The 23,467-nt window shown below is 69.0% G+C and carries 24 protein-coding genes and 2 pseudogenes; 10 read left to right on the top strand and 16 right to left on the bottom strand.

Annotated features, from left to right (window positions below; translation table 11 throughout):
* Positions 1 to 94: 94 nt before the first annotated feature.
* Positions 95 to 1,504 carry a D-inositol-3-phosphate glycosyltransferase gene (gene mshA / locus AB0I82_RS06465; protein ID WP_363256099.1) on the top strand — a complete coding sequence of 470 codons (1,410 nt, stop codon included), beginning with the start codon at positions 95 to 97 and terminating at the stop codon, positions 1,502 to 1,504.
* A 148-nt stretch (positions 1,505 to 1,652) separates the two neighbouring features.
* Entirely contained in the window at positions 1,653 to 1,955 is a 303-nt protein-coding gene (locus AB0I82_RS06460) for a hypothetical protein (protein WP_363255925.1), read from the top strand.
* Positions 1,956 to 2,014: 59 nt separating this feature from the next.
* Here the strand turns inward: AB0I82_RS06460 and AB0I82_RS06455 are convergent, their stop codons facing one another.
* The 9 genes from AB0I82_RS06455 to AB0I82_RS06415 all read right to left on the bottom strand — a co-directional run bounded on the left by AB0I82_RS06455 (position 2,015) and on the right by AB0I82_RS06415 (position 9,786).
* Positions 2,015 to 2,443, bottom strand: a complete 429-nt coding sequence (locus tag AB0I82_RS06455) for a Fur family transcriptional regulator (protein ID WP_363255924.1) — start codon at positions 2,441 to 2,443, stop codon at positions 2,015 to 2,017.
* Positions 2,444 to 2,596: 153 nt separating this feature from the next.
* Complete coding sequence (locus tag AB0I82_RS06450) at positions 2,597 to 3,685, bottom strand: helix-turn-helix transcriptional regulator (RefSeq protein ID WP_363255923.1); 1,089 nt, start codon at positions 3,683 to 3,685, stop codon at positions 2,597 to 2,599.
* 61 nt (positions 3,686 to 3,746) lie between these two features.
* Entirely contained in the window at positions 3,747 to 4,601 is an 855-nt protein-coding gene (locus AB0I82_RS06445) for a class I SAM-dependent methyltransferase (RefSeq protein WP_363255922.1), read from the bottom strand.
* A 179-nt stretch (positions 4,602 to 4,780) separates the two neighbouring features.
* Positions 4,781 to 5,257, bottom strand: coding sequence for a GNAT family N-acetyltransferase (locus AB0I82_RS06440; RefSeq protein ID WP_363255921.1), 477 nt, complete (start codon positions 5,255 to 5,257; stop codon positions 4,781 to 4,783).
* Positions 5,258 to 5,382: 125 nt separating this feature from the next.
* Positions 5,383 to 6,318 (bottom strand): M56 family metallopeptidase, encoded by a 936-nt coding sequence (locus AB0I82_RS06435; RefSeq protein WP_363255920.1) that lies wholly within the window; start codon positions 6,316 to 6,318, stop codon positions 5,383 to 5,385.
* A complete protein-coding gene (locus AB0I82_RS06430) occupies positions 6,315 to 6,713 on the bottom strand; it encodes a BlaI/MecI/CopY family transcriptional regulator (RefSeq protein WP_363255919.1) in 399 nt (132 codons plus the stop codon). Before AB0I82_RS06430 ends, AB0I82_RS06435 begins: the two co-directional genes overlap by 4 nt.
* Before the next feature lie 146 nt (positions 6,714 to 6,859).
* Positions 6,860 to 7,141 carry a metal-sensitive transcriptional regulator gene (locus AB0I82_RS06425; protein WP_363255918.1) on the bottom strand — a complete coding sequence of 94 codons (282 nt, stop codon included), beginning with the start codon at positions 7,139 to 7,141 and terminating at the stop codon, positions 6,860 to 6,862.
* Between the two features lie 13 nt (positions 7,142 to 7,154).
* Positions 7,155 to 9,422: a heavy metal translocating P-type ATPase gene (locus tag AB0I82_RS06420; protein WP_363255917.1), complete on the bottom strand. Its 2,268-nt coding sequence runs from the start codon at positions 9,420 to 9,422 to the stop codon at positions 7,155 to 7,157.
* A gap of 73 nt (positions 9,423 to 9,495) precedes the next feature.
* Positions 9,496 to 9,786: a heavy-metal-associated domain-containing protein gene (locus AB0I82_RS06415; protein ID WP_363255916.1), complete on the bottom strand. Its 291-nt coding sequence runs from the start codon at positions 9,784 to 9,786 to the stop codon at positions 9,496 to 9,498.
* A gap of 194 nt (positions 9,787 to 9,980) precedes the next feature.
* Here AB0I82_RS06415 and AB0I82_RS06410 point away from each other — a divergent pair, with 194 nt between their 5' ends.
* A complete protein-coding gene (locus AB0I82_RS06410; protein WP_363255915.1) occupies positions 9,981 to 10,955 on the top strand; it encodes a hypothetical protein in 975 nt (324 codons plus the stop codon).
* A gap of 298 nt (positions 10,956 to 11,253) precedes the next feature.
* Here the strand turns inward: AB0I82_RS06410 and AB0I82_RS06405 are convergent, their stop codons facing one another.
* Positions 11,254 to 11,838 (bottom strand): TetR/AcrR family transcriptional regulator, encoded by a 585-nt coding sequence (locus AB0I82_RS06405; protein ID WP_363255914.1) that lies wholly within the window; start codon positions 11,836 to 11,838, stop codon positions 11,254 to 11,256.
* 140 nt (positions 11,839 to 11,978) lie between these two features.
* Between AB0I82_RS06405 and AB0I82_RS06400 the strand changes: the two genes are divergently transcribed.
* The gene (locus AB0I82_RS06400) at positions 11,979 to 12,830 is read left to right on the top strand and encodes a methyltransferase domain-containing protein (RefSeq protein WP_363255913.1); all 852 of its coding nucleotides are present in this window, start codon (positions 11,979 to 11,981) and stop codon (positions 12,828 to 12,830) included.
* 79 nt (positions 12,831 to 12,909) lie between these two features.
* Positions 12,910 to 13,029 (top strand): annotated as a pseudogene (locus tag AB0I82_RS06395) (IS5/IS1182 family transposase); the annotation flags it as partial.
* Positions 13,030 to 13,135: 106 nt separating this feature from the next.
* On the opposite strand, the gene AB0I82_RS06390 reads toward AB0I82_RS06395, so the two are convergent.
* From AB0I82_RS06390 to AB0I82_RS06375, 4 genes are all read right to left on the bottom strand, one after another.
* The gene (locus AB0I82_RS06390) at positions 13,136 to 14,437 is read right to left on the bottom strand and encodes an MFS transporter (RefSeq protein ID WP_363255912.1); all 1,302 of its coding nucleotides are present in this window, start codon (positions 14,435 to 14,437) and stop codon (positions 13,136 to 13,138) included.
* Entirely contained in the window at positions 14,434 to 15,615 is a 1,182-nt protein-coding gene (locus tag AB0I82_RS06385) for a PLP-dependent cysteine synthase family protein (RefSeq protein WP_363255911.1), read from the bottom strand. Before AB0I82_RS06385 ends, AB0I82_RS06390 begins: the two co-directional genes overlap by 4 nt.
* 754 nt (positions 15,616 to 16,369) lie before the next feature.
* On the bottom strand, positions 16,370 to 16,783 hold the full coding sequence (locus AB0I82_RS06380; RefSeq protein ID WP_363255910.1) for a DUF6153 family protein: 414 nt from the start codon (positions 16,781 to 16,783) through the stop codon (positions 16,370 to 16,372).
* Positions 16,784 to 17,167: 384 nt separating this feature from the next.
* The gene (locus AB0I82_RS06375) at positions 17,168 to 17,701 is read right to left on the bottom strand and encodes a DUF4396 domain-containing protein (protein ID WP_363255909.1); all 534 of its coding nucleotides are present in this window, start codon (positions 17,699 to 17,701) and stop codon (positions 17,168 to 17,170) included.
* Positions 17,702 to 17,933: 232 nt separating this feature from the next.
* Between AB0I82_RS06375 and AB0I82_RS06370 the strand changes: the two genes are divergently transcribed.
* The 5 genes and pseudogenes from AB0I82_RS06370 to AB0I82_RS06350 all read left to right on the top strand — a co-directional run.
* Entirely contained in the window at positions 17,934 to 18,404 is a 471-nt protein-coding gene (locus tag AB0I82_RS06370; protein WP_363255908.1) for a DUF6153 family protein, read from the top strand.
* 87 nt (positions 18,405 to 18,491) lie between these two features.
* Positions 18,492 to 19,184 carry a DUF305 domain-containing protein gene (locus tag AB0I82_RS06365; protein WP_363255907.1) on the top strand — a complete coding sequence of 231 codons (693 nt, stop codon included), beginning with the start codon at positions 18,492 to 18,494 and terminating at the stop codon, positions 19,182 to 19,184.
* A gap of 157 nt (positions 19,185 to 19,341) precedes the next feature.
* On the top strand, positions 19,342 to 20,220 hold the full coding sequence (locus AB0I82_RS06360; RefSeq protein ID WP_363255906.1) for a F510_1955 family glycosylhydrolase: 879 nt from the start codon (positions 19,342 to 19,344) through the stop codon (positions 20,218 to 20,220).
* A 411-nt stretch (positions 20,221 to 20,631) separates the two neighbouring features.
* The gene (locus tag AB0I82_RS06355; RefSeq protein ID WP_363255905.1) at positions 20,632 to 20,814 is read left to right on the top strand and encodes a hypothetical protein; all 183 of its coding nucleotides are present in this window, start codon (positions 20,632 to 20,634) and stop codon (positions 20,812 to 20,814) included.
* A gap of 93 nt (positions 20,815 to 20,907) precedes the next feature.
* Positions 20,908 to 21,027 (top strand): annotated as a pseudogene (locus AB0I82_RS06350) (hypothetical protein); the annotation flags it as partial.
* 230 nt (positions 21,028 to 21,257) lie between these two features.
* Here the strand turns inward: AB0I82_RS06350 and AB0I82_RS06345 are convergent.
* Positions 21,258 to 22,139 carry a potassium channel family protein gene (locus AB0I82_RS06345; protein WP_363255904.1) on the bottom strand — a complete coding sequence of 294 codons (882 nt, stop codon included), beginning with the start codon at positions 22,137 to 22,139 and terminating at the stop codon, positions 21,258 to 21,260.
* A 254-nt stretch (positions 22,140 to 22,393) separates the two neighbouring features.
* Positions 22,394 to 23,266 (bottom strand): universal stress protein, encoded by an 873-nt coding sequence (locus tag AB0I82_RS06340; protein ID WP_363255903.1) that lies wholly within the window; start codon positions 23,264 to 23,266, stop codon positions 22,394 to 22,396.
* Positions 23,267 to 23,467 lie beyond the last annotated feature (201 nt).

Genomic DNA, 23,467 nt, shown 5'->3' with positions numbered 1-23,467 from the left:
CCCGTTACCAACCGCCGCGTGGCCGGGCGTCGGCACGCGGCGGCACGGCACGCGGCTCCACTTCCAGGAGCCCTACGTGTCCCTGCGCATCGCCATGCTCAGCGTCCATACCTCGCCGCTGCACCAGCCCGGCACCGGCGACGCCGGCGGCATGAACGTCTACATGGTCCAGCTGTCCCGCGCCCTCGCCCAGCGGGGCGCCGAGGTCGACCTCTTCACGCGCTGCCGGGGCGAGGGACGCCGGCCGTGGACCTCCCTTGCGCCCGGCGTACGCGTGCGGCACCTGCAAGCGGGGCCGCGGCGTCCGCTCCCGAAGGAGGAGATGCCGGGACGCCTGGCGGAATTCTCCCTGGCCTTGCTGCGCGACGCGGCGGGCAACGGCACGCGGCCGTACGACATCATCCACTCGCACTACTGGCTCGCCGGCCAGGTGGGGCGGGTGGCCGCCGCGCATTGGCAGGTCCCGCTCGTCCACACCATGCACACCCTCGCCCGGGTGAAGAACGCTTCGCTCGCCGAGGGCGACACACCCGAGCCCGGATCCCGTATCCACGGTGAACAGCGTGTGGTGGCCGCCGCGAACCGCTTGATAGCCAACACGGCGGACGAGGCGACGGCGCTGCGCGATCTGTACGGCGCGGCGCCGGGACGCACGGATGTCGTGCGGCCAGGCGTTGATGTGCGGACGTTCCATCCGCGCGACGGCAGACAGGCCGCCCGGTTGCGGCTCGGCCTTCCGGCGGACGCCTTCATCCCTCTCTTCGTCGGTCGTATCCAGCCGCTCAAGGGACCGGATGTCCTCCTGCGTGCCGTCGCCCAGCTTCTCCGCATGGCCCCTGGGCTGCGGGACCGGCTTCTCGTCCCCGTCATCGGGGGCCTCAGCGGTGCGGGCGCGGCGCGCCCCGGCCGGCTGGTCGAACTCTGCCGGCAGAACGGGATCAACGATCGTGTCCGCTTCGAACCGGCCGTGCCCCAGGACCGGCTGGCGGACTGGTACCGGGCGGCCGACGTATTGGTGATGCCCTCACGCAGCGAGTCGTTCGGCCTCGTGGCGCTGGAGGCGCAGGCGTGCGGTACGCCGGTGCTGGCAGCGGCCGTCGGCGGCCTGCGCACGGCCGTGTGGGACGGCGTCACCGGCTTCCTGGTACGGGGACATGAACCGGCGGACTACGCCCGGCGAATGCTGTGGCTGGCACGCCACCCCGAAGCGGTGACGTCCATGGGGGACGCGGCGGTACGGCACGCGGAGGGCATGAGCTGGCAGACGGCAGCCGCAGCGACGTTGGAGGCGTACGGGAATGCCCTGAGGCTGCCCGGCGAACAGGCGGGGCAGAGGCGGCGGCACGCCCCTGCCCCAGCGGGCGCCCCCAACCTGGAGGAGAGGGAGCGCCGCAGTTCGAGCCTAGCAGGACTCTTTGTTGCACCAAAAGTATGGTGCGCCCCAGAGACGGCCGTTCGGTACGGAATTCCGGCAGCCGGCAATAAGCGGCGAGAGAAAGTCTGACGCACTTTTGCCATGGCGCGGATGCGACGCACGATGACTCTGGTTCCCACGGTGGCGACACGTAATTATCTAAGTGTCTTCCCCGCGGCACCCGGCGGCACGGGTGAGGGGAGATCCACTTAATTCATTTTCGCAACCTGGAGGAATCATGTCCGTTGCCACCCGAGTTCACGTCCCCGCGACCGGCCTGCGCGCCGCCCTCCGGCAGTTCGCCCTGGCGGCCCTGCTGTGCTCCGCCGTCGCCGTGCCGGCAGCCGTCCCGGCGCTGGACGAGGTGGCTGTCCGCATCACCGCAGGCGGGGAGGACAACACCTGGCCGGTGCAGCCCGCGACCGCGACGCTGGCCGCTTCGCTGGGCGGGGAGGACAACACCTGGCCGGTCCAGCCGGTCACGTCGGCTTCGGTGTACGGCACGGACGACAACACCTGGCCCGTGCAGCCGGCCGCGTAACAGATCCGCGGCGACGCGAAGGCTCCGGTCCGCTTCTTCCTGAGCGGGCCGGAGCCTTTTCATGCCTTCCGGCAATCGGGGCAGCGGCCCTTCATGATGATCTCGGTGTCGTTCATCTGCCAACCACGCAGGCCCTTTTTCGGCGGAACCGGATCCTCGTATTCAACATTCTCCACGCGGCCGCATCCGGTGCAGAGTGCGTGATGGTGCGGCTGTTCCGCGATCTCGAAAACGGCGGGAAATCCCGGCCGTTCGAACTTCGTGACGAGTCCGGTGTCCAGGAAATGCCGCAGCATGTCGTAGACCGCCTGGCTGGTGAGTGTGCCCAGCCGGTCGCGGGCTGCGGCCGTGATGGCTTCCACGTCCAGGTGGCCGCTGGCGGACAGTACTTGCAGTACTTCGAGCCGCGGGCCCGTCACGCGCAGGCCGACGTCGCGGAGCCGCTGGATCACCGCGTCCCGTTCGCTCGTCGCCGTCTCTCGCACCATCGCTCCACCATCTGGTGAGACCAAAACTTTGCTCGCATCGTACCTCTTGCCGCGCCAGAAGGCTTGGGGGCGTGCGGGCAGGATGGGCCGCCAGGGGAGAGACGGAGGGCCGGTGAAGGAAGTAGGGGGGCGGTTACGGCTGGACGTGCTCGTTCAGTCAAGCCAGCCGAGGCGCGTGGCGCGCACTCCGGCTTCGAAACGGCTGGACGCTCCGAGCTCTTGCATCAGCTCGGACAGTAGTCGGCTCACGGTGCGCAGGGACACCCCGAGGCTGCGGGCGATCTTCTCGTCCTTCATGCCCGACGCCAACATGCGCAGCGCGGCGCGCTGCTGCTCCGAGAGCCCGTCGCCACCGCGCTCGGCCGCGAGTTGTTCCCCGAAGGGGACGGCGGTGTGCCAGCAGTGCTCGTACAGCGCGAGGTACGAGCGGACCAGCGCGGGACCGCGGGCGAGGATGGCTCCCGCGGAACTGTCCTCGGGGTCGACCGGAAGCACGGCGAACTGATGGTCCGCGATGATCATGTTCATCGGCACGACGGGGGACAGACGGAGTTCGACGCCCAGCTCCACCTTCTGCCGGAAGTGCTCCGCCATGTCGGGCACGGAGGCGAAGCGCTGGTTGAAGATTGTCCGCACCCGCACGCCGTTCGCGATCTGACGGCGATCACGGCTCAGCGCACGCTCCGGAACCTCCCGTTGAAGCGCGCTCGGATGCATCGAGGCGAGATCCTGCTGGATCACATCGGTGATGTCCTCCAGCACCTGCTGGATGCGCCGGTAATCGGTGAGGACCTCGACCTCGACTTCGGAGCCGACGATGGCGCCGGCGCGGAGGAAGCTGCCGGCGAGGGTTTCCAGGGTGCTGTACGCCTCGTCGGCCTGGTGGAGATGCTCACGCAGGCGGAGCCGTTCCTTCTCCAGCAGGCGCAGTAAGGCGATTTCGGGATCGATGACCGCCACCGCGTCGGTGTCGGACTCCGCCTGCTTGCCCGAGGCCAGCGCCAGCTGGTTGTCGTGGGCGGTCCCTGTGTGGACGATCAGACCGAGGTCGAGCAACTCGTTGCGACATCGCTCGCGTTCTTCCGCTCCGAGGGCCATATCGGAGACCACCGCATCGAAGCTGGATGCGCCACGCGACCGCAGCTCCTGGTAGAGAGCGAGTGCCAGGTCAGTGGATTGCGTACGCGCCTTGCCACCGGCTTTGACCACGCTAAAGGCCCCCCATGTCCTTCTGTCGGTCACGCTCGTCACACCTTGTCACAGCTGTAACGAGGGTTCTCCGCCCTCGAACGCCGGTGTGACCCTAGTCACCTTTCGGACGGCAGACGAGGAGCACGCTCCGGGTGCGCTCGTCGAGCTGCTGTTGCCGTCGGTCCGCAATGCGCAGCCCAGCGGCGGCCAGCTCCTCGGTCAAGCGCGCCCGGTCGACGATCCACTTGTCCGCGGTCAGTACGGACCTGCGGATACGCGACTTTTCTGCGCGGTCGCAATAGTAAGTGATGTGTTCGAGTTGCGTGTTGAGATCGAATACCTGTCGGGCGACGACCCATTCCGTGACGCCATCGAACCGAGGGACCGGGAAGGACCAGGTGCGGTGGGGGTCCGCAGCGAGGCCGGACGGGTCATGTTCGGTGTAGTCGAGAGCGAGGGCTCCGCCGGTGCCGAGGTGTGCGGCGACCTCGCGCAGCATGCCGGGGCGCGCCCGCGACGGTACGGCAGTGATCATGGCGCCGGCCAGCAGAGCGAGTTGGTAGTGGTGGCGCAGCCGGAGCCGGCTCAGGTCGGCATGGGTCGTGGCGACCAGGCGTTCCACGTGCGGCCCGATCCTGGCCGCCCAGGAGCGCAGTCGGCGCAGGCTGCGGCGGTCGCGGTCCACGGCCTCCACCGGGAACCCGTGGCGCGCGAAGGGGACGGACAGCCGCCCGGCTCCGGAGCCCAGGTCGAGCACCGGGCCGGCGGTCGTCCTGGCAATCCGCAGATACTCGACGATGTCCGCGCTGAAGGGGCCGAAGAGCGCGTCCTGGAGCCAGCTGTCCTGCTCGTCATGGACTGCCGTGGACTCCAGCCCCGGGAGGTATGCCGGAAAGGCAGGGGGGCGACGGGGAGGCAGGACCGGACCGGGCGCAGCGGGCACCTGCATGCTCGACGGGGTGTGCATCGCTCCTCCAGGAAGCTCGGTCTCGGTCCCTGCCTTCCGGGCGGGGCTCCGTGCCGCCGGAACCTCGCCGCCGAAGGAAATCGTGTCCTGGCCGGAGGCCGCCGGACCAGCCGAAACCGGTGCGCATCCACGCTATGGCGTGGATGCGCCAAGAGGATGCGCCGAGTGGAGCGATGGGGTCAGACGAAGCGGGTGAGCCGGGTGCCCGACTGCTCGAACCCGACCCGGGTGAAGAAGGGAAGTGCCGGGTCCTGCTCACAGGGCAAGGAGAACCCTTGCCGGACCGCGCCGTGGTTGCGCATCCGGTCGGTGACTTCGGCGAGCAGCGTGCCGCCGATCTTCCGGTGCCGCTGGTCCGTGGCCGTACCCAACGCGTACAGCTCGCCCTCACCCGGCATCGGCACCCCGCCGGCGGCGGCTCCGACGATGCGGCCGGAGGAATCCGCGGCCACCAGCCAACCGAGCCACCCGGGGGCGCCGCCGGGAATTCCGATTTCGGCGTTGACGCGACTGAGTGAGCAGTGCGTTCCCACCAGTTGCTGTACTGCCGACTTGTCGAGAATTCCCGAATAGCTGTCGCGAATCACCTGGCCCAATAGCTGTGATATCGCGGCCGCATCGGCCGGAGCTGCTGGCCGCACTTCCACCGGGCGCATGTGGCTTGTCCCTCCCCGGGGCCTCAACAGCTGCCCCAACCACCCCAACAATAGCGGTGAATTACCGTCCCGGGCCCAGAAGTCGCAATTACGAATCTACGAAGTAAATACGTAGATGCGAGTCGTCAGAACTGGGAGCAGCAGGCCAGCACGAGGGGCGCGGCGGCGGCCACCGCGAGCGCGCCTGCCAGCAGGCCCCGCAGTGCGGGGTGGCCGTGGCGATGCGGCATGAGAATGCGTCGCATGCGCAGCGCGGCGGACGGCCCACCCACCGCGAAGGCCGCCGGAGGCGTCCGCTGGCCCGTGGCCATGGCATAGAGCGCCGTGGCCAGCGCGTCCCGGGAACACCGGCGCAAAGCGCGGTCGTCCGCAGCCATTTCCAGTAGCAGCGGAACTTCGGTACGCACCCAACGTCCCAGCGGAAGCCATGGGAATATCCGGCCGAATGTCTCGGCGGCCGAGACCAGGACGTGATGACGACCGGAGATGTGTGCCCGCTCGTGTTCCAATGCCGCGGTCAACTGCGCCGCCGTGAGGGTTTTCCGGGCGCCCGAGCTCACGACAATCCTGGCGGTGCGGCCGGGCAGACAGTAGACGGCGGGGGTGTCGTGATCGATGACGACCGCGCGCAGTGTGGCGTCCGTGCTGCCCACCATGCGCAGGACGTCGGAGTGCCGGGTGCGGCTCCGCCGGGCACGTGCCAGCCCGTGGCAGAGGGCCGCCGTCGGCAGGGCAACCACCGTGGCCGCCGCCCCCGCTGCCACGTAATCCATCGTCGACAGACCGCCCAAGGAGACGACATCGGAGAATCGACAGCTCCCGGTGGTCCATGGCAGGCAGGCAGCTGCCCGGTCGGCCAGTGCGTGACTGCTGTCGTACGGCAACAGCAACTGCAGCACGCCGCCCGAGACCGCCAGGAGAAATGCCGCGCAGAGCGCGAGCCAGCCGGCGACCGCGGTCCTCGGTGCTTCGCGGGCCCAGCGGGAGCGGGCCACCGGACCGGGGAACACCACGCCGGCGAGGAGGATGACCAACAGCGGGGGCAGGACGTGATGGTTCATGATCGGTCACCACTGGTGCCGTAGCACTCCGCCGCCCCTTCGCGGCCGACGGTGCGCAGGGCCGCGTCCAAGGCCGCGAAATCCTCCTGGGACATGTGCTCGACGAAGCGCAACAGGGCGGCCTGCCGGTCCTCGCTGCGGCCCAGCGCGTCCTGCATGAGCCCCGCGGTGTAGTCCTCCCGCCCGCGTATCGGCTCGTACGCCCAGGCCCGCCCGGCCTTCTGCCGCCGCAGCCAGCCCTTGCGGTAGAGGATTTCCGCCACCGTCATCACGGTGGTGTAAGCCACGGACCGGGTGCGATTGATGTCGTCGACGACCTCGCGAACCGTGGTGGGCCGTTCCCACCGCCACAGACGGTCCATGATCTCAGCTTCCAGATCGCCCAGCTGTCGCACGACCGCATCCCCTCCCAGGGCCTCACCGCGATGGACTGATGTCAGGACTGCTCAAAATTGCTCAAGGCGTGCCACATCGTATGGCGCTGCCGGGACCGCCGGGCACGACAACACCCTCCATACCCGGCGGGTATGGAGGGTGCCTGTCACGCCCGCACGAGGCGTGCGATGGCCTTCGACGCTTCGCCGACCTTGGTCTTCGCCTGGTCGCCGCCTTCCACGATCGCCTCGGTGACACAGCAGTTGAGGTGGTCGTCGAGCATGACCAGGGCGACGGACCGCAGCGCCGCGTTGGTCGCGGAGATCTGGGTGAGGATGTCGATGCAGTAGGTGTCTTCCTCGACCATTCGCTGCACGCCGCGCACTTGACCTTCGATGAGCCGCAGGCGCCTGATGACGCCGTCCCTTTGTTCCTGGTACCCGGGCATCGTGGCCTCCGTATCAGTGGTCCGCTGCTTGGAATCCCCGCAGCCGCAGACTGTTGCCGACGACGAAGACCGAGGAGAAGGCCATCGCCGCGCCGGCGATCATCGGGTTGAGCAGGCCGGCGGCGGCGAGGGGCAGGGCGGCGACGTTGTAGGCGAAGGCCCAGAAGAGGTTGGACTTGATCGTGCCGAGCGTGCGACGGGAGAGCCGGATGGCGTCGGCCGCGGCCCGCAGGTCACCGCGTACGAGGGTGAGGTCGCCGGCCTCGATGGCGGCGTCGGTACCGGTACCCATCGCCAGCCCGAGGTCGGCCTGCGCGAGGGCCGCGGCGTCATTCACACCGTCGCCCACCATGGCCACGGACTTGCCCTCGCCCTGGAGGCGCTTGACGACATCGACCTTGTCCTGGGGGAGCACCTCGGCGATCACCTGGTCGATGCCGACCTCCGCGGCGACCGTCTTGGCAACTGCCTCGTTGTCGCCGGTCAGCAGGATCGGGGTGAGGCCGAGGGCGCGCAGTCGCTTGATGGCCTCCGGGCTGGTCTCCTTGACCGCGTCCGCGACCTCCAGCACCGCGCGGGCCTCGCCGTCCCAGGCCACCGCGATCGCGGTACGCCCGGCCGCCTCGGCCTCGGACTTGGCGCGCGCCAGCTCGACCGGAAGCGTGATCGCCCACTCGGCGAGCAGCTTCTCCCGGCCGACGAGGACGGCGTGGCCCTCGACGACACCCTGAACGCCGAGGCCCGCGATGTTGGTGAAGTCCTCGGGCGTGGGGAGCGTGCCCACCTTGGCGCTCGCTCCCGCGGCGACGGCCTGGGCGATCGGGTGCTCGGAGGCGTGCTCCAGGGCGCCTGCCAGCCGCAGCACCTCGTCCTCGGTCGTCGTGGCAGCGGCATGCGTGGACAGCAGCGTCATACGTCCCGTCGTCACGGTGCCGGTCTTGTCCAGGACGATGGTGTCGACCTTGCGGGTGCTCTCCAGTACCTCCGGGCCCTTGATCAGGATGCCGAGCTGGGCGCCGCGGCCGGTGCCGACCATCAGCGCGGTCGGCGTGGCGAGCCCGAGGGCGCAGGGGCAGGCGATGATCAGTACGGCGACGGCGGCGGTGAACGCGGCGGTCAGACCGGCGCCGTTGCCCAGCCAGAAGCCGAGGGTGGCCAGCGCGAGGGCGATGACGATCGGCACGAAGACGGCGGAGATCTTGTCGGCGAGGCGCTGGGCGGCGGCCTTGCCGTTCTGCGCGTCCTCCACCAGCTTCGCCATCCGGGCGAGTTGGGTGTCGGCGCCGATGCGGGTGGCCTCGACCACGAGCCGGCCGCCGACGTTGAGGGTGGCCCCGGTGACACTGTCGCCGACCGCGACCTCTACCGGGACCGACTCACCGGTCAGCATCGAGGCGTCCACGGCCGAGGCGCCCTCGACGACCGTTCCGTCGGTGGCGATCTTCTCGCCGGGGCGGACCAGGAAGCGGTCCCCGACCTGCAACTCGGCCGTTGGCACGGTGACTTCGCGGCCGTCGCGCAGTACGGTGACTTCCTTGGCCCCCAGCTCCAGCAGCGCCTTCAGCGCGGCGCCTGCCTTGCGCTTGGAGCGGGCCTCGAAGTAGCGCCCGGCAAGGATGAAGGCGGTGACACCGGCGGCCGCTTCGAGGTAGATGTTGCCCGCGCCGTCGGTGCGGGCGATGGTCAGCTCGAAGGGGTGCGTCATGCCGGGGGTACCGGCGGTGCCGAAGAACAGCGCCCACAGGGACCACAGGAACGCGGCCGTTGTGCCGACTGAGATCAGGGTGTCCATGGTGGCGGCGCCGTGCTTGGCGTTGGTCCAGGCGGCGCGGTGGAAGGGCCAGGCGGCGTACGTCACGACGGGCGCGGCCAACGTCAGCGAGAGCCACTGCCAGTACTCGATCTGCAGGGCCGGGACCATCGCCATCGCGATCACCGGCACGGCGAGCGCGACCGCGGTGATCAGGCGCTGGCGCAGCGGCCGGAGCTCGTCGTACGCCTCCTGGCCGTCCTCGGCCGAACCGCCGGACTCACCCGGCGTCCGGGCCGGCGGGGCGGGCTCCTGGGCGGTGTAACCGGTCGCCTCGACGGTCGCGATCAGGTCGCTGACGGAGACGTCCGTACCGCTGTAGCTGACCTTGGCCTTCTCGGTGGCGTAATTGACGGTGGCCTCGACCCCGTCCATGCGGTTGAGCTTCTTCTCAATACGGGCCGCGCACGAGGCGCACGTCATGCCACCGATGGCGAGCTCGACCTCGTGGGATTCCGCGATGGTAGTCATCACTGCTCCTCAATGCATCGGGTTGTCGGCCGGGCCCGCGCGGGGGTCGCGGGCCCGGCAACGGGGGCCTGGCTCAGGCGGCCCGGCCGGTCAGTTCGTATCCGGCCTCGTCGACGACCTCGGCGATCTTCGCGTCGTCGAGCTCATCGGCGCTGACGACGCTCGCGGTGCCGGAGTCCACGTCGACCTCGACGCTCAGCACGCCGTCGACCTCGCCGATGGCCTTGGTGAGCGTCGACTTGCAGTGCCCGCAGGTCATACCGGCGATCGCGTAGACCGTGGTCCGGCTGTCGGCGACGGCGGTCGTGGTGCTCTGCGCGCCGTTGGTCTGGCAGCTGCCGTCGGGCGTACAGCAGTTGGACATGGTTCCTCCTGAGCAGTAAGCGGAATGAAAAGGCACCGGGTGTACCCCTGGGGGGTATCTCCTGCGACATCGCTATGTATACCCCCGCCCCGTATCTATGGCAAGCGGTCACCGGGGTTGACTGGGTACCCCCTGGGGGTATGGTGGCGGATGTTGGTCGCCCGCGGGGTGGCCCCAGGAGAAGGGAATGCGCCATGCACACCGGACTGAAGGTCGGAGCCTTCGCAGCCGCGCTGGCCGCGACATTCGGCGCCGCATACGGGGTGGGGAGCGCGGTGGAACCGGTCGTGGCAGACGCCGGCACCGCGCAGCACGCAGGGCACGCCGAGGGCACGGGCAAGGGTGACGGCGCCGAGGCGCACAGCGGCCACGGCGGTGCAGCAGCGGCGACCCCGGGCGGACTCCAGGTCTCCGAACGCGGCTACACGCTCGCCCTGCGGACCCCGAAGATCAAGGCAAAATCCGCCGCCGAGCTGCGCTTCGCCGTAATCAAGGACAGCACCGGCCGGCAGGTGACCGCGTACCAACGGGAACACGGCAAGGAACTGCACCTCATCGTCGCCTCACGCGACCTGACCGTGTACCGGCACCTCCACCCGACCCGTGCCGCGGACGGCACCTGGTCCACGCCCGCCGAACTCCCCAAGGCTGGCGGCTACCGTGTCTTCGCCGACTTCACGCCGAAGGGCGAGAAGGAGGGCCTGACCCTCGGCGCAGACCTCGCGGTGACCGGTTCCTACGAGCCCGCCGAGCTGCCGCAGCCCGCCACGTCGGCAACCGTCGACGGCTACGAAGTCCACCTCGACGGCAAGCTGACCCCCGGCCGGCCGAGCGAGCTGACGCTGCACGTGACCAAGGACGGCAAGCCGGTGAAGGACCTGCAGCCGTACCTGGGCGCGTACGGCCACCTCGTCGCCCTGCGCTCCGGCGACCTGGCGTACCTGCACGTCCACCCCAACGGCGAGCCGGGCGACGGAAAGACGAAGCCCGGTCCGGAGGTGTCGTTCACCGCGACCGCCCCCAGCAAGGGCGCGTACCGCCTCTTCCTCGACTTCCAGCACGAAGGCAAGGTCCGCACGGCCGCCTTCACGGTCCACACGGACGGCGACCGCCCCGCGAAGGGCGACGCCGGTCACGACGAGGAACCGGCGGGCGCCCACACCCACTGACGACGCCCCACAGGCAGGGAGGAAACCCCATGATCACAGCCGCGGCAGTACGCCGATCCCTCGCACACCCCCTCGTCCAACTCGCCGCCGCCGCACTGCTACAGGCAGCCGCCGCCCACCTGGGCAAGGCGGCCGAGGGAGGCACCGCGCGCACGTGCGCCTGCAAAAGCCGCTGAACCCGGCCGTGCGGGGCGACCGGAGGGCCGGCCGCCCCGCCACGCCGTGTTCGCCATTCGGGAAGTGGAAGACGGTATGTGACGTGACCGTCGCCGCCGTGCGGCACTGGCTCCGCTCGTGACTAGCCGTTCACCAACGCGGCCACCAGGCGCGTCATGGCATGCCGTGGGTCGGGCGTGCCCGGCCGGCCGGTCATCAGGAGGTGGTGGGCGGTGCCGACGATGGCGAGGGCCACGGCGTACGGGTCGACGTTCTCCGCCACCCGGCCAATCCCCCGCTCGACCCTCAGATAGCCAGTGATGGCCTCCTGGATCGCGGTGAAACCGGGCGCCCCGCCTTCCAGGGCCTCGCGGATACGCAGCGCGGCGGCGGGGCGGGTCATGGCCAGGCCCGAGATGGCGGGACCGCTGGAGTCGAACAGGGCGAGGGCGACGGCTTCGAGGTTGCGCGCCACCGTACCCTGCCCGGCGAGCCCCGACAGTGCCTCCGCCTTCGCCGCTGTCCGCGCGAACCGGTCGAGACAGAGCTCGGCCACGAACTCATCGAACCCCGAGAAGTGCGCATGCAACAGGCCTTTGGCGCAGCCCGCCTCGGTCGTTACGGACCGGCTGGTGAGCGCGCCGGGACCATCCCTTTCCACGACGCGCTCAGCGGCCGCGAACAGCCTCTCGCGTACGTCCGGCGTCGCCACTCCGCGCGGTGACATGGGCCTCTCTTCCGTTCCGCCTCCGCCGCCCCCGAAAGAGCGCACACCTGCTGAAGGGTACCGGGGATTGCCAGTATGGGCACTCGCCCATACTGTTTGGGCGCACGCCCATTCTCTGTCGTCCCCCATTGGAGGCACCCGTGCCGGACATCGTCAACAGCGAGCAGGCGCAGGCATGGAACGGCCCCGAAGGAGCCCACTGGGCCCGCAACCAGGACCGCTGGAACGCCGTGAACGAAGGCTTCAACGAGCCGCTCCTCGACGCCGCCGGAATCACCGAGGACCACCGCACCCTCGACCTCGGCTGCGGCTCGGGACAAACCACACGCCTCGTCGCGCTCCGGGCACCCCAAGGACGCGTACTGGGCCTGGATCTGTCCGGCCCGATGCTGACCGAGGCCCGAGCCCGCGCTGAGCGGGAGGGCGTTGCCAACGCTTCCTTCGCGCAAGGCGACGCGCAGGTGTACCCCTTTGAGGCGGGCACCTTCGATGCGGCGATCAGCCGTTACGGGGTGATGTTCTTCGCCGACCCTGTGGCGGCCTTCGGCAACGTCGGCCGGGCCCTGCGCCCCGGCGGGCGCCTGGCCTTCGTCTGCCCGGCCGATGCCATGCTCAACGACTGGGTAGCGGCGGTGGCCTCACTGCGCGACTTCCTGCCGGTCGGCGACTTCGGGCGGGCGGGGTTGCCCGGTATGTTCTCCCTGGCCTCGCCGGACCGTATCCGCGACGTCCTCACCGCAGCCGGCTTCATCGGCATCACCGTCAACCAGGCGCGGGCGTACGGGGTATGGGGGCGCGGAGCCGAGGACGCGGCGGAGTTCCTCCTGGAAACGGGGCCCGGTCGCTCCCTGATGGAGCAAGCAGACACGACCGCACGGGCCCGCGCCCGCCACATCCTGACCGACCACCTGCGCGACCACGAGGCAGCGGATGGCACGGTCCGGCTGTGCAGCACGTCGTGGTTGGTCACGGCGGACCGCCCGGCCGACTGATCGGACAGCACACCTGAAGGTCGTCTCGTAACTGGTGTGCCCGGTGTGCCCAGTACGCCTGGTGGGTCGTTGGTTGGGCATGGGTGGGGTGATCTCAGCGGATGATCCGAAGCGGATCGAGCCGTTCTCCGGGCTGACCGAGGTGCAGTTCGCCGAGTTGGTGGCGCCAGTGCAGTGCCGTGGTGGGAATGTGCAGCGGGGCGTCCTCGACGGTCGCCGTTGGCTGATCGTGTCTTGTCGGTGGCGAAGAAGGGAGGGGCGGGCGTTATCGGTCGTCCGCCCCTCCGTTCATGGGCCCGGTCGGCTCAGACTGTCACGGGCTGTGGTTCGGGTGTGGCGGGTGCCGTAAGACGGCCGGTTCGGTGCAGTCCGAAGAGGGCGGCGGAACAGGCGAGGCCGAGGGCCAGCAGTACGAGCCACGGCAGCGCGGACATGCCCGCGGCCCGGGCGGCGTCGAGGGCCGCGCCGGTGAGCAGGTTTCCGAGCGTGATGCCGATGCCGCAGATGGTGTTGTAGAGCCCGTAGTGGGTGGCCACGAGGCGGTCGCCGGAGAGCCGGACGATGGTGTCCATCTCGAAGGGGTACGCGATCATCGTGCCCAGCGCGAGCAGGAGTGCGGCGAGCGCCGGGGGCACGGCGGCCAGCAGCCATCGGCCGATGCCGGGCTCCGGTACGGGCAGTGCGGTGGCCGCCAGGAGCGGCAGGAATGCAAGCCCCATGAGTGCCAGGCCCCAGGTGAGTGCGCGCCCGGGGGCCATCCGGGCCTTGCACCACGCCGTCACCCTGGTCTGCAGCAGGATCGTGCTCAGCCCGGACACGGCGAAGAGCAGTGCCACTGCTGCCGTGCCGCCCTCGCCGTCGCCGCCCAGCCGTCGTACCTCCAGCGGCAGGGACAGGTAGACCTGGAAGGACAGTACGTACGAGCCGATCATGGCGATGGAGAAGAGCAGGAACGGCGGGTTGGCGATGACCGAGCGCCATTCGGACAGCACGCTCGCGCGCTTGCCGGCCCCCTGCTTGCCGCTGTCGTCGGCCCGGCGGGCGGGCAGCGAGCGGATCTGCACGATGCTCAGCAAGGCGAAGATCACGGCCGAGACCAGGCAGGTGATGCGGAAGTTGACGCCGGTCAGCACCATGCCCACCAGCGGGCCGAGCAGGATGCCCGCCTGGTAGAAGACGTTGAACAGTGCGAACGCTTCCACCCGGCGGTCCCCGGCGTCGGCGGCCAGATAGGCCCGGACGGCGGGGTTGAACAGTGCGCCGGCGAATCCGGTGGCGGCGGAGGCCGCCAGCAGGGCGGGCAGCGAGTCCACCAGCCCGAGCGTGGCGAAACCCAACGTCCGCAGCACACAGCCGGCGACGATCAGTGGCTTGTAGCCGAACCGGTCGGCCAGCGTTCCACCGACCAGGAACATGCCCTGCTGGCTGAAGTTGCGTACGCCCAGGACGAAGCCGACCAGCCAGCCGGCCAGGCCGAGCGTCCCGGACAGGTGCGCGGCCAGGTACGGCATGAGCATGTAGAAGCCGAGGTTGATGGTGAACTGATTCACCATCAGCAGTTGGACGCTGCGTTCGTAGGAGCGGACCTGCGTGATCGTGCCCTTCACCGGTTCTCCTCCTTGGTGTTCTCAGAGGTGAGTTCGGTGCCGGCGGGCTGATCGGCTTCGGCCAGCGTCAGCGGGTCGACCACGTCGGTGCACCGTGTCCAGCGCGTGACTTCCTTCTCGTCCAGGCGGCCCACCACTTCCGGTTCGGCGGCCGGCGGTGAGTCCAACAGGCCGTGTGCGGCGCAGTAGTCGTCGTCATACACGGTGCCGAGGTACCGCTGCGGACCGTCCGGGAAGATCGCGGCGATGCGGGTGTCCGCGGGCTCGGTCCTGGCCAGCCAGCCGGAGACCAGGGCGACCGCACCCACGCTCCAACCCCCGGTGGCGTAGTGGGACGTGGCCAGCTGGCGGCAGGTCCACACCGACTCCGACGGGGCCACCCAGTGCACCTCGCTGAAGGTGTCGTAGGCGACGTTGCGCGGATAGATGCTCGATCCGAGGCCGCGCATCAGCCGAGGCCTGGCGGGCTGCCCGAAGATCGTCGACCCGATGGTGTCCACCCCGACGACGCGCAACTCCGGATACAGCTGGCGCAGGACGCGGGAGACGCCCGAGGAGTGACCGCCGGTACCCACGCTGCACACCAACACATCGATGTGGCCCAGCTGCGCGGCGAGTTCGAGCGCGAGTGGGGTGTAGGCGGTGGTGTTGTCGGGGTTGTTGTACTGATCGGGGCACCAGGAGCCGGGGTGCTGGGCCAGCAGCTCGGCGACGCGGTCGCGGCGGGCCTGCTGCCAGCCGCCGGTGGGGTGCGGCTCCGAGACGATGTCGACCCGGGCCCCGTAGGCGGTCAGTAGCCGGGTCATCGACGGCTCCAGCCCCGGGTCGGTGACGAGCGTGACGGGATGTCCGTACGCCAGGCCGGCCAGGGCCAGGCCCAGCCCGAGCGTGCCGCTGGTCGATTCGATGATGCGGCCGCCCGGGAGCAGTTCCCCGCGGGCGCGCGCCCGCTCGACCATGTGCAGGCCGGGCCGGTCCTTGATCCCGCCCGGGTTGAAGCCCTCCAGCTTGGCCCAGAAGCCGCGCCCGGCCGGGGCCAGCGGCTCGGAGACGTGCAGTACCGGTGTGTTGCCGACCAGCCCGGCCAGGCCCTGAGCGGTGTGCGAGGAGGTGTCGAGGCGCGGCCCGGTGGGCGAGAGACGGGCCGGAGCGGAAAGTGTGGGGGATTGCGTGTTCATGAGATGTGCCTTCAGTCGCTGTACGGGTATGCGGGCAGCTCATTCGCGTGCGGCACGTGGCGATGCGTGCGGTACGCGGCAGGGGATCTAGATGAGCCACCGGCAGACCTGGGCGAGCGCTCTCTGCCCGCTCACGGGTGCGTACGGCGTGGGCGGTATGCGGTCTCGCGCCAGTTGGTACGCGGGGAAGACGAACGCGTTGGTGATGAGTGACGACGGCGGTGCGGGACGATCCGTCGGCCCGTGCGGCGTTCCTGTCCGGCTGCGGAGAGGTTCCCCGCAGGCCGAGTCATGGTGGGAGTGCGGGGCTTCGGGAGCCGTTGCTGCCTCTGCGGGCGGAGCGGTCAGCGCCGCCGTCGAGGCAGGGGAGTGGCTGTCTCCATGCGCGGCAATCGGGCAGCCGAGCAGCAGGATCAGCAGTCCACCCAAGACGACTGGCCACGCTCGGCCATTCGCTCGGGCGGAATAGGAAACCGGTCGCCAAGAAGGCAAGGGAAAAGAAGGGGGGTGGAGGGCGAGATGCGTCACGGTGCTCCGTACGTAACCGCGCAACCGGATATCCGGCACGGCGGCAAGCAGGGACAGGCGGGCGACGAAAGATGCCGACGACGAGCCGCTGGCTCTTTACCCGTGGATTACAAGGGGCGAAAAGCAGCTGAACAGACGTCGGGAACTGGTCGTGTTCTGCAGGCAGCGCAAAGGCTCAGCCCGAGTTCACATCCCGAGAGCCGGGAACCAGTTCGAAAAAGGCAATCTAGACCCGCAAAATGGCGGGATCTCGCCGTCCGGCGGACGCGGTGCCGTCCTCGGTCGTCCGAGTGACGGCAGGGGTGCGCGTGTGCGCGAGCGGTGTGTTGTCGAGCGGTGTAGTGCACGGAGTAGGCAGGTCAGCGCCGTTCGGGGGCTGACCTGACGCGCAGTGGTCCGCGGTGTGCCCCGTGCCGTCCTCGTCGTGATGGTGCGTGGGGTCGGACTCGTGCGCCGCGGGCGCCGTCGACGACGCGGCTGCCGTGACGCCGGAAGCGTTATGGGCTGCGGCGCTTTCGCCGCTCACGCCGTGCGTATACAGCAAGCCCAGCAGGAGTACGGCCAGCCAGAACACCCGCAGCAGGCCCGCCGACTGAGGGCGAGCCCGAAGCGGAGTTGAAGTCCGGAGGGCCGTAACCATGCCGTGATCCTAGCGTCATGTTGGGAGTGTTGCGCAACGAATCTCAATGAACGGTGGGTGAACTGGCCTATTGAAGTGATGTAAAGCCGGCAAGGTTACGGCCTTGAGGCGGCGGTCGAAGGGTGCGTCGCCATCTGCATTGCGGGTGGGGTGCCGCATCGAAATCGACCGAGCCTATTCGCTCGCCGTTCATCGCCGGGCTGGGCTCTATCCCGGCGATGGTCGTCGGCCATGTCTTCGGGCGGGCATGCGTCGGCGCGCGGTACACGCCTGGTGTGCAGTCGATGCACTACTCGATGCGGCGGGTGAGCTGTTGAAACAGAATCAGGGCGCCCCGAGGGGCGCCCTGTACCCGCTTCGGCAGCAAGGTCGTGGAGCCTGCCGTCAGTGATAGGCGTGGACGACGGCGTGACCCTTGCCGCGGCCGATCATCCACTTGTTGACCGGGGTGGTGATCACGAACGCGACCGCGAATCCACCCAGCAGCGCGCCCCAGAACAGCCCGTCGCTCAGGTGGGCGTCCATCGCTCCCGGTACCAGGGCGATGATGCCGTTGTCGACGAGCTCCATCACGGCGATCGAGACGGTGTCGGCGGCCAGTGCGACTTTGATGGCGGTCTTGAAGTCCAGGCCGGCCCGTCGGACGGCGAACAGCGTGAACGAGTAGCCGAACAGGAACGCCAGCGCGATGGCCAGGACCATTGTCTGGACGTTGCCCCACATCAGGGCCGTGCCGATGACCATGCCGAGGATCTCGCCGATGGCGCATCCGGTCAGGCAGTGCAGGGTCGCCTTGGCTGCCGTCCCCCAAGATGCTCCCGCGTGGTGGCCGTGACCCGCATGCGGGCCGTGACCTTCGTGAGCACTGTGTGCGGCGTGGTCGTGGACGTCGGTGTGGCGGTGCGTGCTGTAGTCCATGACAGTCATCCCCTATGCCGTCCCGATGGGGCCATGATCTCGTTGGAACTACCTGCCACCATATACCCCCCTGGGGTATATCTCAAGTGTGTTCCACCGGGATGGCTGGTGGCCGCCGCAGCCTGGTCCAGGCGCGTCCGCAGCGAGGACACAGATGCTGAACAGTCCGGCGAGGCCCGACCGTGCACGTACTGCTCGACGAAGTCGTTCGGTATGGTCGGTTCCGGAGGTCATGCAGGTGAATGCGAGCCCAAAGACGCGCGCGGCCGGTGCCTGGGGGCATCTGCTGCTCGTCGTCGTGCTCGCGCTGGGCGTCTTCGTGATGCACACGCTGGGTCACCCGAAGGACACCTCCGGTATGGCCGGGCGCTCGGCGGCTCACGGTTCCGTCGTGAGCGAGCCGACGAGCGCCCGTGCGGAGGGCGGCACGAGCATGGTCGCGACGCAGGTCGCCGTGGCTCCCTCGCATTCCTCGGACCACGATGAGAAGGCGTCTTCGCACACCCCCGGTATGGCGATGGACATGACGTCGCTGTGTGTGGCCGTGCTCGGTACGTGGGTCCTGGCCGGCCTCCTCTGTGCGGCGCTCCGCCGCAGGACGGACTGGCTGGTACGGCTTCGTGCCGGTCTCCTGGTCGCCCTGCGTCCCGAGCCGCCACCACGCAGCCCCGACCTCGCTCGCCTGTCAGTCCTGCGGATATAGGCCGAACACCACCGCGGGCGCTTTCTGCTGCCCGTTTTCGTGTTCACCAGCCATTTCGCATCGACAGACGACACGAGGTTTCTCGTCATGAACGCCATCGAGCACAGCACCAGCACCAGCCGTCGGCGTGTCCGCCGTACCGCCCTGATCGGCACCGTTGCCGCCGCGGGGCTTCTCCTCGCCGCATGTGGCGGCAACGACGACATGGGCGGCATGGACCACGGGAGCAAGAGCCCCTCGGCGAGTGCCACCTCCGGGAGCAACCCGGCACCGGGCGCGTTCAACGACGCGGACGTGATGTTCGCGCAGATGATGATCCCGCACCACGAGCAGGCCGTGAAGATGTCGCAGCTCGCCGACGGCCGGGCCAAGGACGCCGAGGTCAAGGACCTCGCCGTGGAGATCGAGAAGGCCCAGGGCCCCGAGATCGAGAAGATGAAGTCCTGGCTCAAGGCGTGGGGCAAGCCCACGTCGCCCAGCGGCGGCATGGATCACAGCAGCATGCCGGGGATGGACCACGGTTCCGGCAGCTCCGAGAGCCCCGGTATGTCCGGGATGATGTCCGACGAGGACATGAAGGAGCTCAAGGCCGCCAAGGGCACGGACTTCGACAAGATGTTCGCGAAGATGATGATCGACCACCACAACGGTGCCATCGACATGGCCAAGGACGAGCAGAAGAACGGCAAGAACACCACGGCGAAGAAGCTCGCCGATGACGTGGTCAAGGCCCAGTCCACCGAGGTCGAGCAGCTGAACAACATCCTCGACCGACTCTGAGGCGAGTAGCTCCCAGGTAGCTCTCAGGCCGGCCACAGGCCCTCCCTCGAGGAGGCCCGCGGCCGGCTCACGATCTTGCCTTCCCCTTTTCCGACATGTCTGCCGCACACCACGTCCTTCCGTGCAGCGGCCTCACAACGATCAGGACCCCAGCCCCATGAAAAAGCGCCCTGTAGCGCTGACCGCATTCGCCGCGGTTCTCGCACTCGCCCTCACCGCCTGCTCCGACGACAGCGCGGACAGCGGCGGAGACGAGTCGTCCGCAGCAGCGATCAGTCACATCCACGGCGTCGGCATCGACCCGGCCGACGGCAAGCTCTACGTCGCCACCCACCAAGGCATCTACACCCCGGACAAGAACGGCAAGCCCCGCCTCGTCGGCGACCGCAAAGACGACTTCATGGGCTTCACCGTGACCAAGGCCGGCACCTTCGTGGCCAGCGGTCACCCGGCGCCCGGCCGCGACGCACCCAGCAACCTCGGCCTCATCGAAAGCACCGATGCCGGCAAGACCTGGAAGGACAAGTCGCTCAGCGGCGATGTCGACTTCCATGCCCTCGACTACGCCGACGGCACCCTCTACGGCTACGACAGTACGAACGGCCTCGTCCGCGCCAGCAAGGACGGTGTGAAGTGGGAGAAGCGCGGCACCCTGCAGGCCCTCGACATCGCGGTCGCCCCCAAGGACGCCAATGACGCCGACACGGTCCTGGCAACCACGGAACAAGGAGTAGCCAGGAGCACCAACGGTGGCAAGACCTTCCAGAACGGCAAGGCCGCCGTCATGGCATTCGTGTCCTGGCCCGCCCCGGACGCCCTGTACGGCATCGATCCCTCCGGCGCACTCAACCTCAGCCGCGATGCGGGCCGTTCCTGGAAGAAGGTCTCGACGATCCCCGGCGGGCAGCCGCAGGCCCTCACCGCCGTTGACGCCAAGCACGTCATCGCCGCCACCCAGAGCGGGGTCTACGAATCCAAGGACGGCGGCAGAACCTTCACCAAGCGTCTCGCGGTTGCATCCGGCGACGAACACTGACAGTCCCTGCTGCCGCGGCGCCGCTCAGCCGCGGCAGCAACGCTTTACCCACCCACTGCTTGCCTGCGCCGTGCCACGAAGGTGTGGGAATGAGCTCGCAGGCGGACCCACGTACCGAGGTGTCGCACGAGCCGGTCGGCGACCGTCGTCGGTTTGCCGTCCACCTGGGCAACGCGCCTTGGACCAGCTCGTGAGCGAACCGAATGTCGAATGTCTCTGTCCTCGACTCCGAGATCACGGACGACGTGTTCTGCGGAGCGGAGCGGGGATCAAGTGCAGCGATGGGGCTCGGGTTGAGTTCCACAAGGAGGGGACCTTCGAGAGGACAAGCGTCCCCCGCAGTGCAGTCGACGACGGTTCCATGGATCTTCCATCTGGGAAGGAAAGCTCTCCGGGAGGGGGACGTGGGACATGAGGGACGGCGATCACCGGACCGGGTCCATCACTCTGCACTTCGACGCCGCGGGCTCATTCGCCGACACGGAAGTGGCACTGCTCGAAGTCCAGCAGGCCGGTGATAGTCCGCAGATGTACTTCGATCTGAATCCGGACCGGAATTACGGCTACGAGATCCGGCGGGTGCGGGGCGGGTAAGGGGCCGGAAGCGGCGCCGGGCGGCTCCGCCCGTGTGCCGGTGGGCACGCCCGGCATGCTGATCCGGTCTGTGCCTCTGGTGCAGTCGACACCGGGTATCAACCGCCTACGCCGGCACTCTCCTGGGCCGGGACGAGCGCTCCGCCCGGCCCGGCTTGGCGCGATGCGCCGTCGGTGCCGGAGGGGGGCTCGTGCCCCGCCCGATCCGGCTGATCTTCAGGTGCTGCGGACGTAGAACAAGGCCCGCTTTATGGGCACGTGAACCACAAAGAGAGAGCTGTCGGCTGATCCGCCGACCAGGAGTGTCCGATTTCGGCTGCACGCTGTGTGTCATCGCCGGTCCCGCCGTGTAACGAGCCGCCGCCCGAGAGGACGGAACCGGTTCTCAGAGTGCCAACACTGAAGTCGGCCTCCGATGAATGACGCGGCTGCTCGGTGCGTGGTCATCGGGACTGCGGCAGGTTGCGGCCGTGGTCAGCGGCGTATGCGGCGAAAACTTGCGACGGTGTTCCGCCCGTGTGGAGAAAGCGTTGGTCAAGGATGGAAGCGAGGTCTTTCAGCGCGCCGGCGAGCAGGTCACCGGCCAGGCGCGCATCCGCGCGCCGGGTTGCCTGCCCGCGCTGGGCAAGCGTTGCGGCATAGCCGACCGTGGCCGCCAGAGACGAGTGGTCCTCCCCGTCGTGGAAGTAGTAGGCCTCGGCGTACTGGGTGAAGTCGATACGGATGCGGACGACCTCGGTGGCCAGGCCGTCCAGCAGCAAGGCTCCCGCCATGCAGTCGAGCTGCTCAGGGGTCGGGTCCGAGTCCTGCAGGAGCGCCAGCCGGACGGCCAGGACCCTCCTGCGGGTCAGGGTCGGGTAGATCTCCAGCACCCAGGAGACCGTGGCCGTCAGGAGGGCGAAGCCGACGAGAGCTTCCAACGGCGAGACCATGCGGAGCCAGCCTTCGGCCGGCGCGATGTCCCCCAGCCCCAAGGTGGCGACCATGACCATCGACAGGTACAGGGAGTCGAGCAACGCCGGCTCCTGCGCCGCCGCGGAACCAGGGGCGAAGGTGAACGCCTCTGGCATGTGAGGCCAGTAGATGATGGCCCAGCCCAGGATGACGGTGACTGCCCACATGCCGACCACTGTCACCATGGCGAGTGGCCCGACCAGCCCGACCACACGCCTGCGGGCACGCACACGCCGGGCCAGTTTCCACAGCGCCGTCATCACGAGGCGGCTCAGGCCGCCGTGGCGGGTGGGGTGCCAGAGCGTATGGAACAGGTCGCGCAGGGCGACCATGACCAGCCCGACCCCTACCAGCGAGACCCACCAGTGCATCCACGTCTCCCTTGCCCTCTCGGCGACGCGGCCCGGGCAGCGAAACCCGTCGCTCCGGCCGCCCCGGGCCCCGCTCTCGGAGCCTAAGCCGACGGCAACACCGCACAGTGCCGAAATCGCCGCCGCACCGGACTGCTCGCGACCGCTGGGCAGAGGGGCACAACCTTCGTACGCCCAGGTCCACTCGAATCATCCACCGCCCTCAGCCCTCTTCCGCCACGGGAAGCACAGGAGTGCGGCCCCGGCGCCGGAGCTCAGGTTCGCTGAGGGATGACCGCGACCGGGCACTCGGAGTGATGCAGCAGGGCGTGAGCGACCCTGCCGAGTTGCAGGCCGAAGTGTCCGTGGCGCCTCAGAGCGCCGACGACGACCAGGTCGGCATCGGCCGATGCGTGCAGGAGGACCCGGTGGGCGGAGCCTTCGACCGGTCGGCGGTGCACCTCCACGCTCGGGTGGTCTCGTTCGGCTTCACGGAGCGCTTCGGTGATGCGCACGGAGGCCCGCTCGTCGTGCATCGCGGGGGAGTCGGCGAGCAGGGGATGGTCCGGGTGTTCGTGGGCCGGGCTGCGCCAGGCCCGTACGGCCGTCAGGGCGCTGCCACGCACCTCGGCCTCGCGGACGGCGAACCGTGCTGCGCCCGCACCTCCGTTCGGGTCGCCGATCCCCACCACGATCCGGCCGAACGCTCCCTGCCGGTTCTGCTCCGAGCCGCGTACGACGATGACCGGGCACACGGCGCGGGCTGCCACCGTGAGGCTGACCGACCCGAGCAGCAGTCCGGCTATCTCGCCACGCCCACGTGTGCCCGTGACCAGGGCAAATGCCTCATGCCCCGCCTGCAGCAGAGCGGAGACCGCATCGTCGGGCAGCACCTCGCCGGACACCGTCACGTCTGGGTTGCGAAGCCGGGCACGTTCCGCACAGGAGGCGATGATGTGCTCCGCCATGATCTCTTCGGCGGGACGATCGATACTGAAGGACGGGCGACCTCCCTCGTAGCGTTCCCACAGGGAGGCATGGATTAGGCGCAATGGCAGCCCGTGGCGTGCCGCTTCGTCGACCGCCCAGTCGACTGCCTGCAAGCTGGACTCCGATCCGTCGACGCCCACGACCAGCGGGAATGCCATCGTCCCCATCGCCTTCCTGTGCGGCCACCGAGAACCCCTATGACGAGAACCCCTATGAATACCGTCGCACCGCTCGGAGTGCGCCGCTGCTCGACGTGTACCCGCCATACGGTGCCGCGCGCGAGCCCCGACGAGGCGAAAGGAGGGGCTGCCGTGCCTGAGACTCCGCACATCGTGAGCGATGTGATGACCTTGAGGTTG

Source organism: Streptomyces sp. NPDC050315 (assembly GCF_040655775.1).
Classification (GTDB): domain Bacteria; phylum Actinomycetota; class Actinomycetes; order Streptomycetales; family Streptomycetaceae; genus Streptomyces.
This window is presented reverse-complemented; position numbering and strand designations above follow the sequence as displayed.

Coding starts and splice junctions, on each gene's coding strand:
- AB0I82_RS06345 (WP_363255904.1), bottom strand. CDS start 22,139: ATGCACTGGTGGGTCTCGCTGGTAGGGGTCGGGCTGGTCATGGTCGCC.
- AB0I82_RS06445 (WP_363255922.1), bottom strand. CDS start 4,601: ATGCACACCCCGTCGAGCATGCAGGTGCCCGCTGCGCCCGGTCCGGTC.
- AB0I82_RS06405 (WP_363255914.1), bottom strand. CDS start 11,838: ATGTCACCGCGCGGAGTGGCGACGCCGGACGTACGCGAGAGGCTGTTC.
- AB0I82_RS06460 (WP_363255925.1), top strand. CDS start 1,653: ATGTCCGTTGCCACCCGAGTTCACGTCCCCGCGACCGGCCTGCGCGCC.
- AB0I82_RS06420 (WP_363255917.1), bottom strand. CDS start 9,422: ATGACTACCATCGCGGAATCCCACGAGGTCGAGCTCGCCATCGGTGGC.
- AB0I82_RS06365 (WP_363255907.1), top strand. CDS start 18,492: ATGAACGCCATCGAGCACAGCACCAGCACCAGCCGTCGGCGTGTCCGC.
- AB0I82_RS06385 (WP_363255911.1), bottom strand. CDS start 15,615: ATGAACACGCAATCCCCCACACTTTCCGCTCCGGCCCGTCTCTCGCCC.
- AB0I82_RS06415 (WP_363255916.1), bottom strand. CDS start 9,786: ATGTCCAACTGCTGTACGCCCGACGGCAGCTGCCAGACCAACGGCGCG.
- AB0I82_RS06435 (WP_363255920.1), bottom strand. CDS start 6,318: ATGAACCATCACGTCCTGCCCCCGCTGTTGGTCATCCTCCTCGCCGGC.
- AB0I82_RS06440 (WP_363255921.1), bottom strand. CDS start 5,257: ATGCGCCCGGTGGAAGTGCGGCCAGCAGCTCCGGCCGATGCGGCCGCG.
- AB0I82_RS06455 (WP_363255924.1), bottom strand. CDS start 2,443: ATGGTGCGAGAGACGGCGACGAGCGAACGGGACGCGGTGATCCAGCGG.
- AB0I82_RS06410 (WP_363255915.1), top strand. CDS start 9,981: ATGCACACCGGACTGAAGGTCGGAGCCTTCGCAGCCGCGCTGGCCGCG.
- AB0I82_RS06380 (WP_363255910.1), bottom strand. CDS start 16,783: ATGGTTACGGCCCTCCGGACTTCAACTCCGCTTCGGGCTCGCCCTCAG.
- mshA (WP_363256099.1), top strand. CDS start 95: ATGCTCAGCGTCCATACCTCGCCGCTGCACCAGCCCGGCACCGGCGAC.
- AB0I82_RS06375 (WP_363255909.1), bottom strand. CDS start 17,701: ATGGACTACAGCACGCACCGCCACACCGACGTCCACGACCACGCCGCA.
- AB0I82_RS06370 (WP_363255908.1), top strand. CDS start 17,934: ATGCAGGTGAATGCGAGCCCAAAGACGCGCGCGGCCGGTGCCTGGGGG.
- AB0I82_RS06355 (WP_363255905.1), top strand. CDS start 20,632: ATGAGGGACGGCGATCACCGGACCGGGTCCATCACTCTGCACTTCGAC.
- AB0I82_RS06425 (WP_363255918.1), bottom strand. CDS start 7,141: ATGCCCGGGTACCAGGAACAAAGGGACGGCGTCATCAGGCGCCTGCGG.
- AB0I82_RS06340 (WP_363255903.1), bottom strand. CDS start 23,266: ATGGCATTCCCGCTGGTCGTGGGCGTCGACGGATCGGAGTCCAGCTTG.
- AB0I82_RS06360 (WP_363255906.1), top strand. CDS start 19,342: ATGAAAAAGCGCCCTGTAGCGCTGACCGCATTCGCCGCGGTTCTCGCA.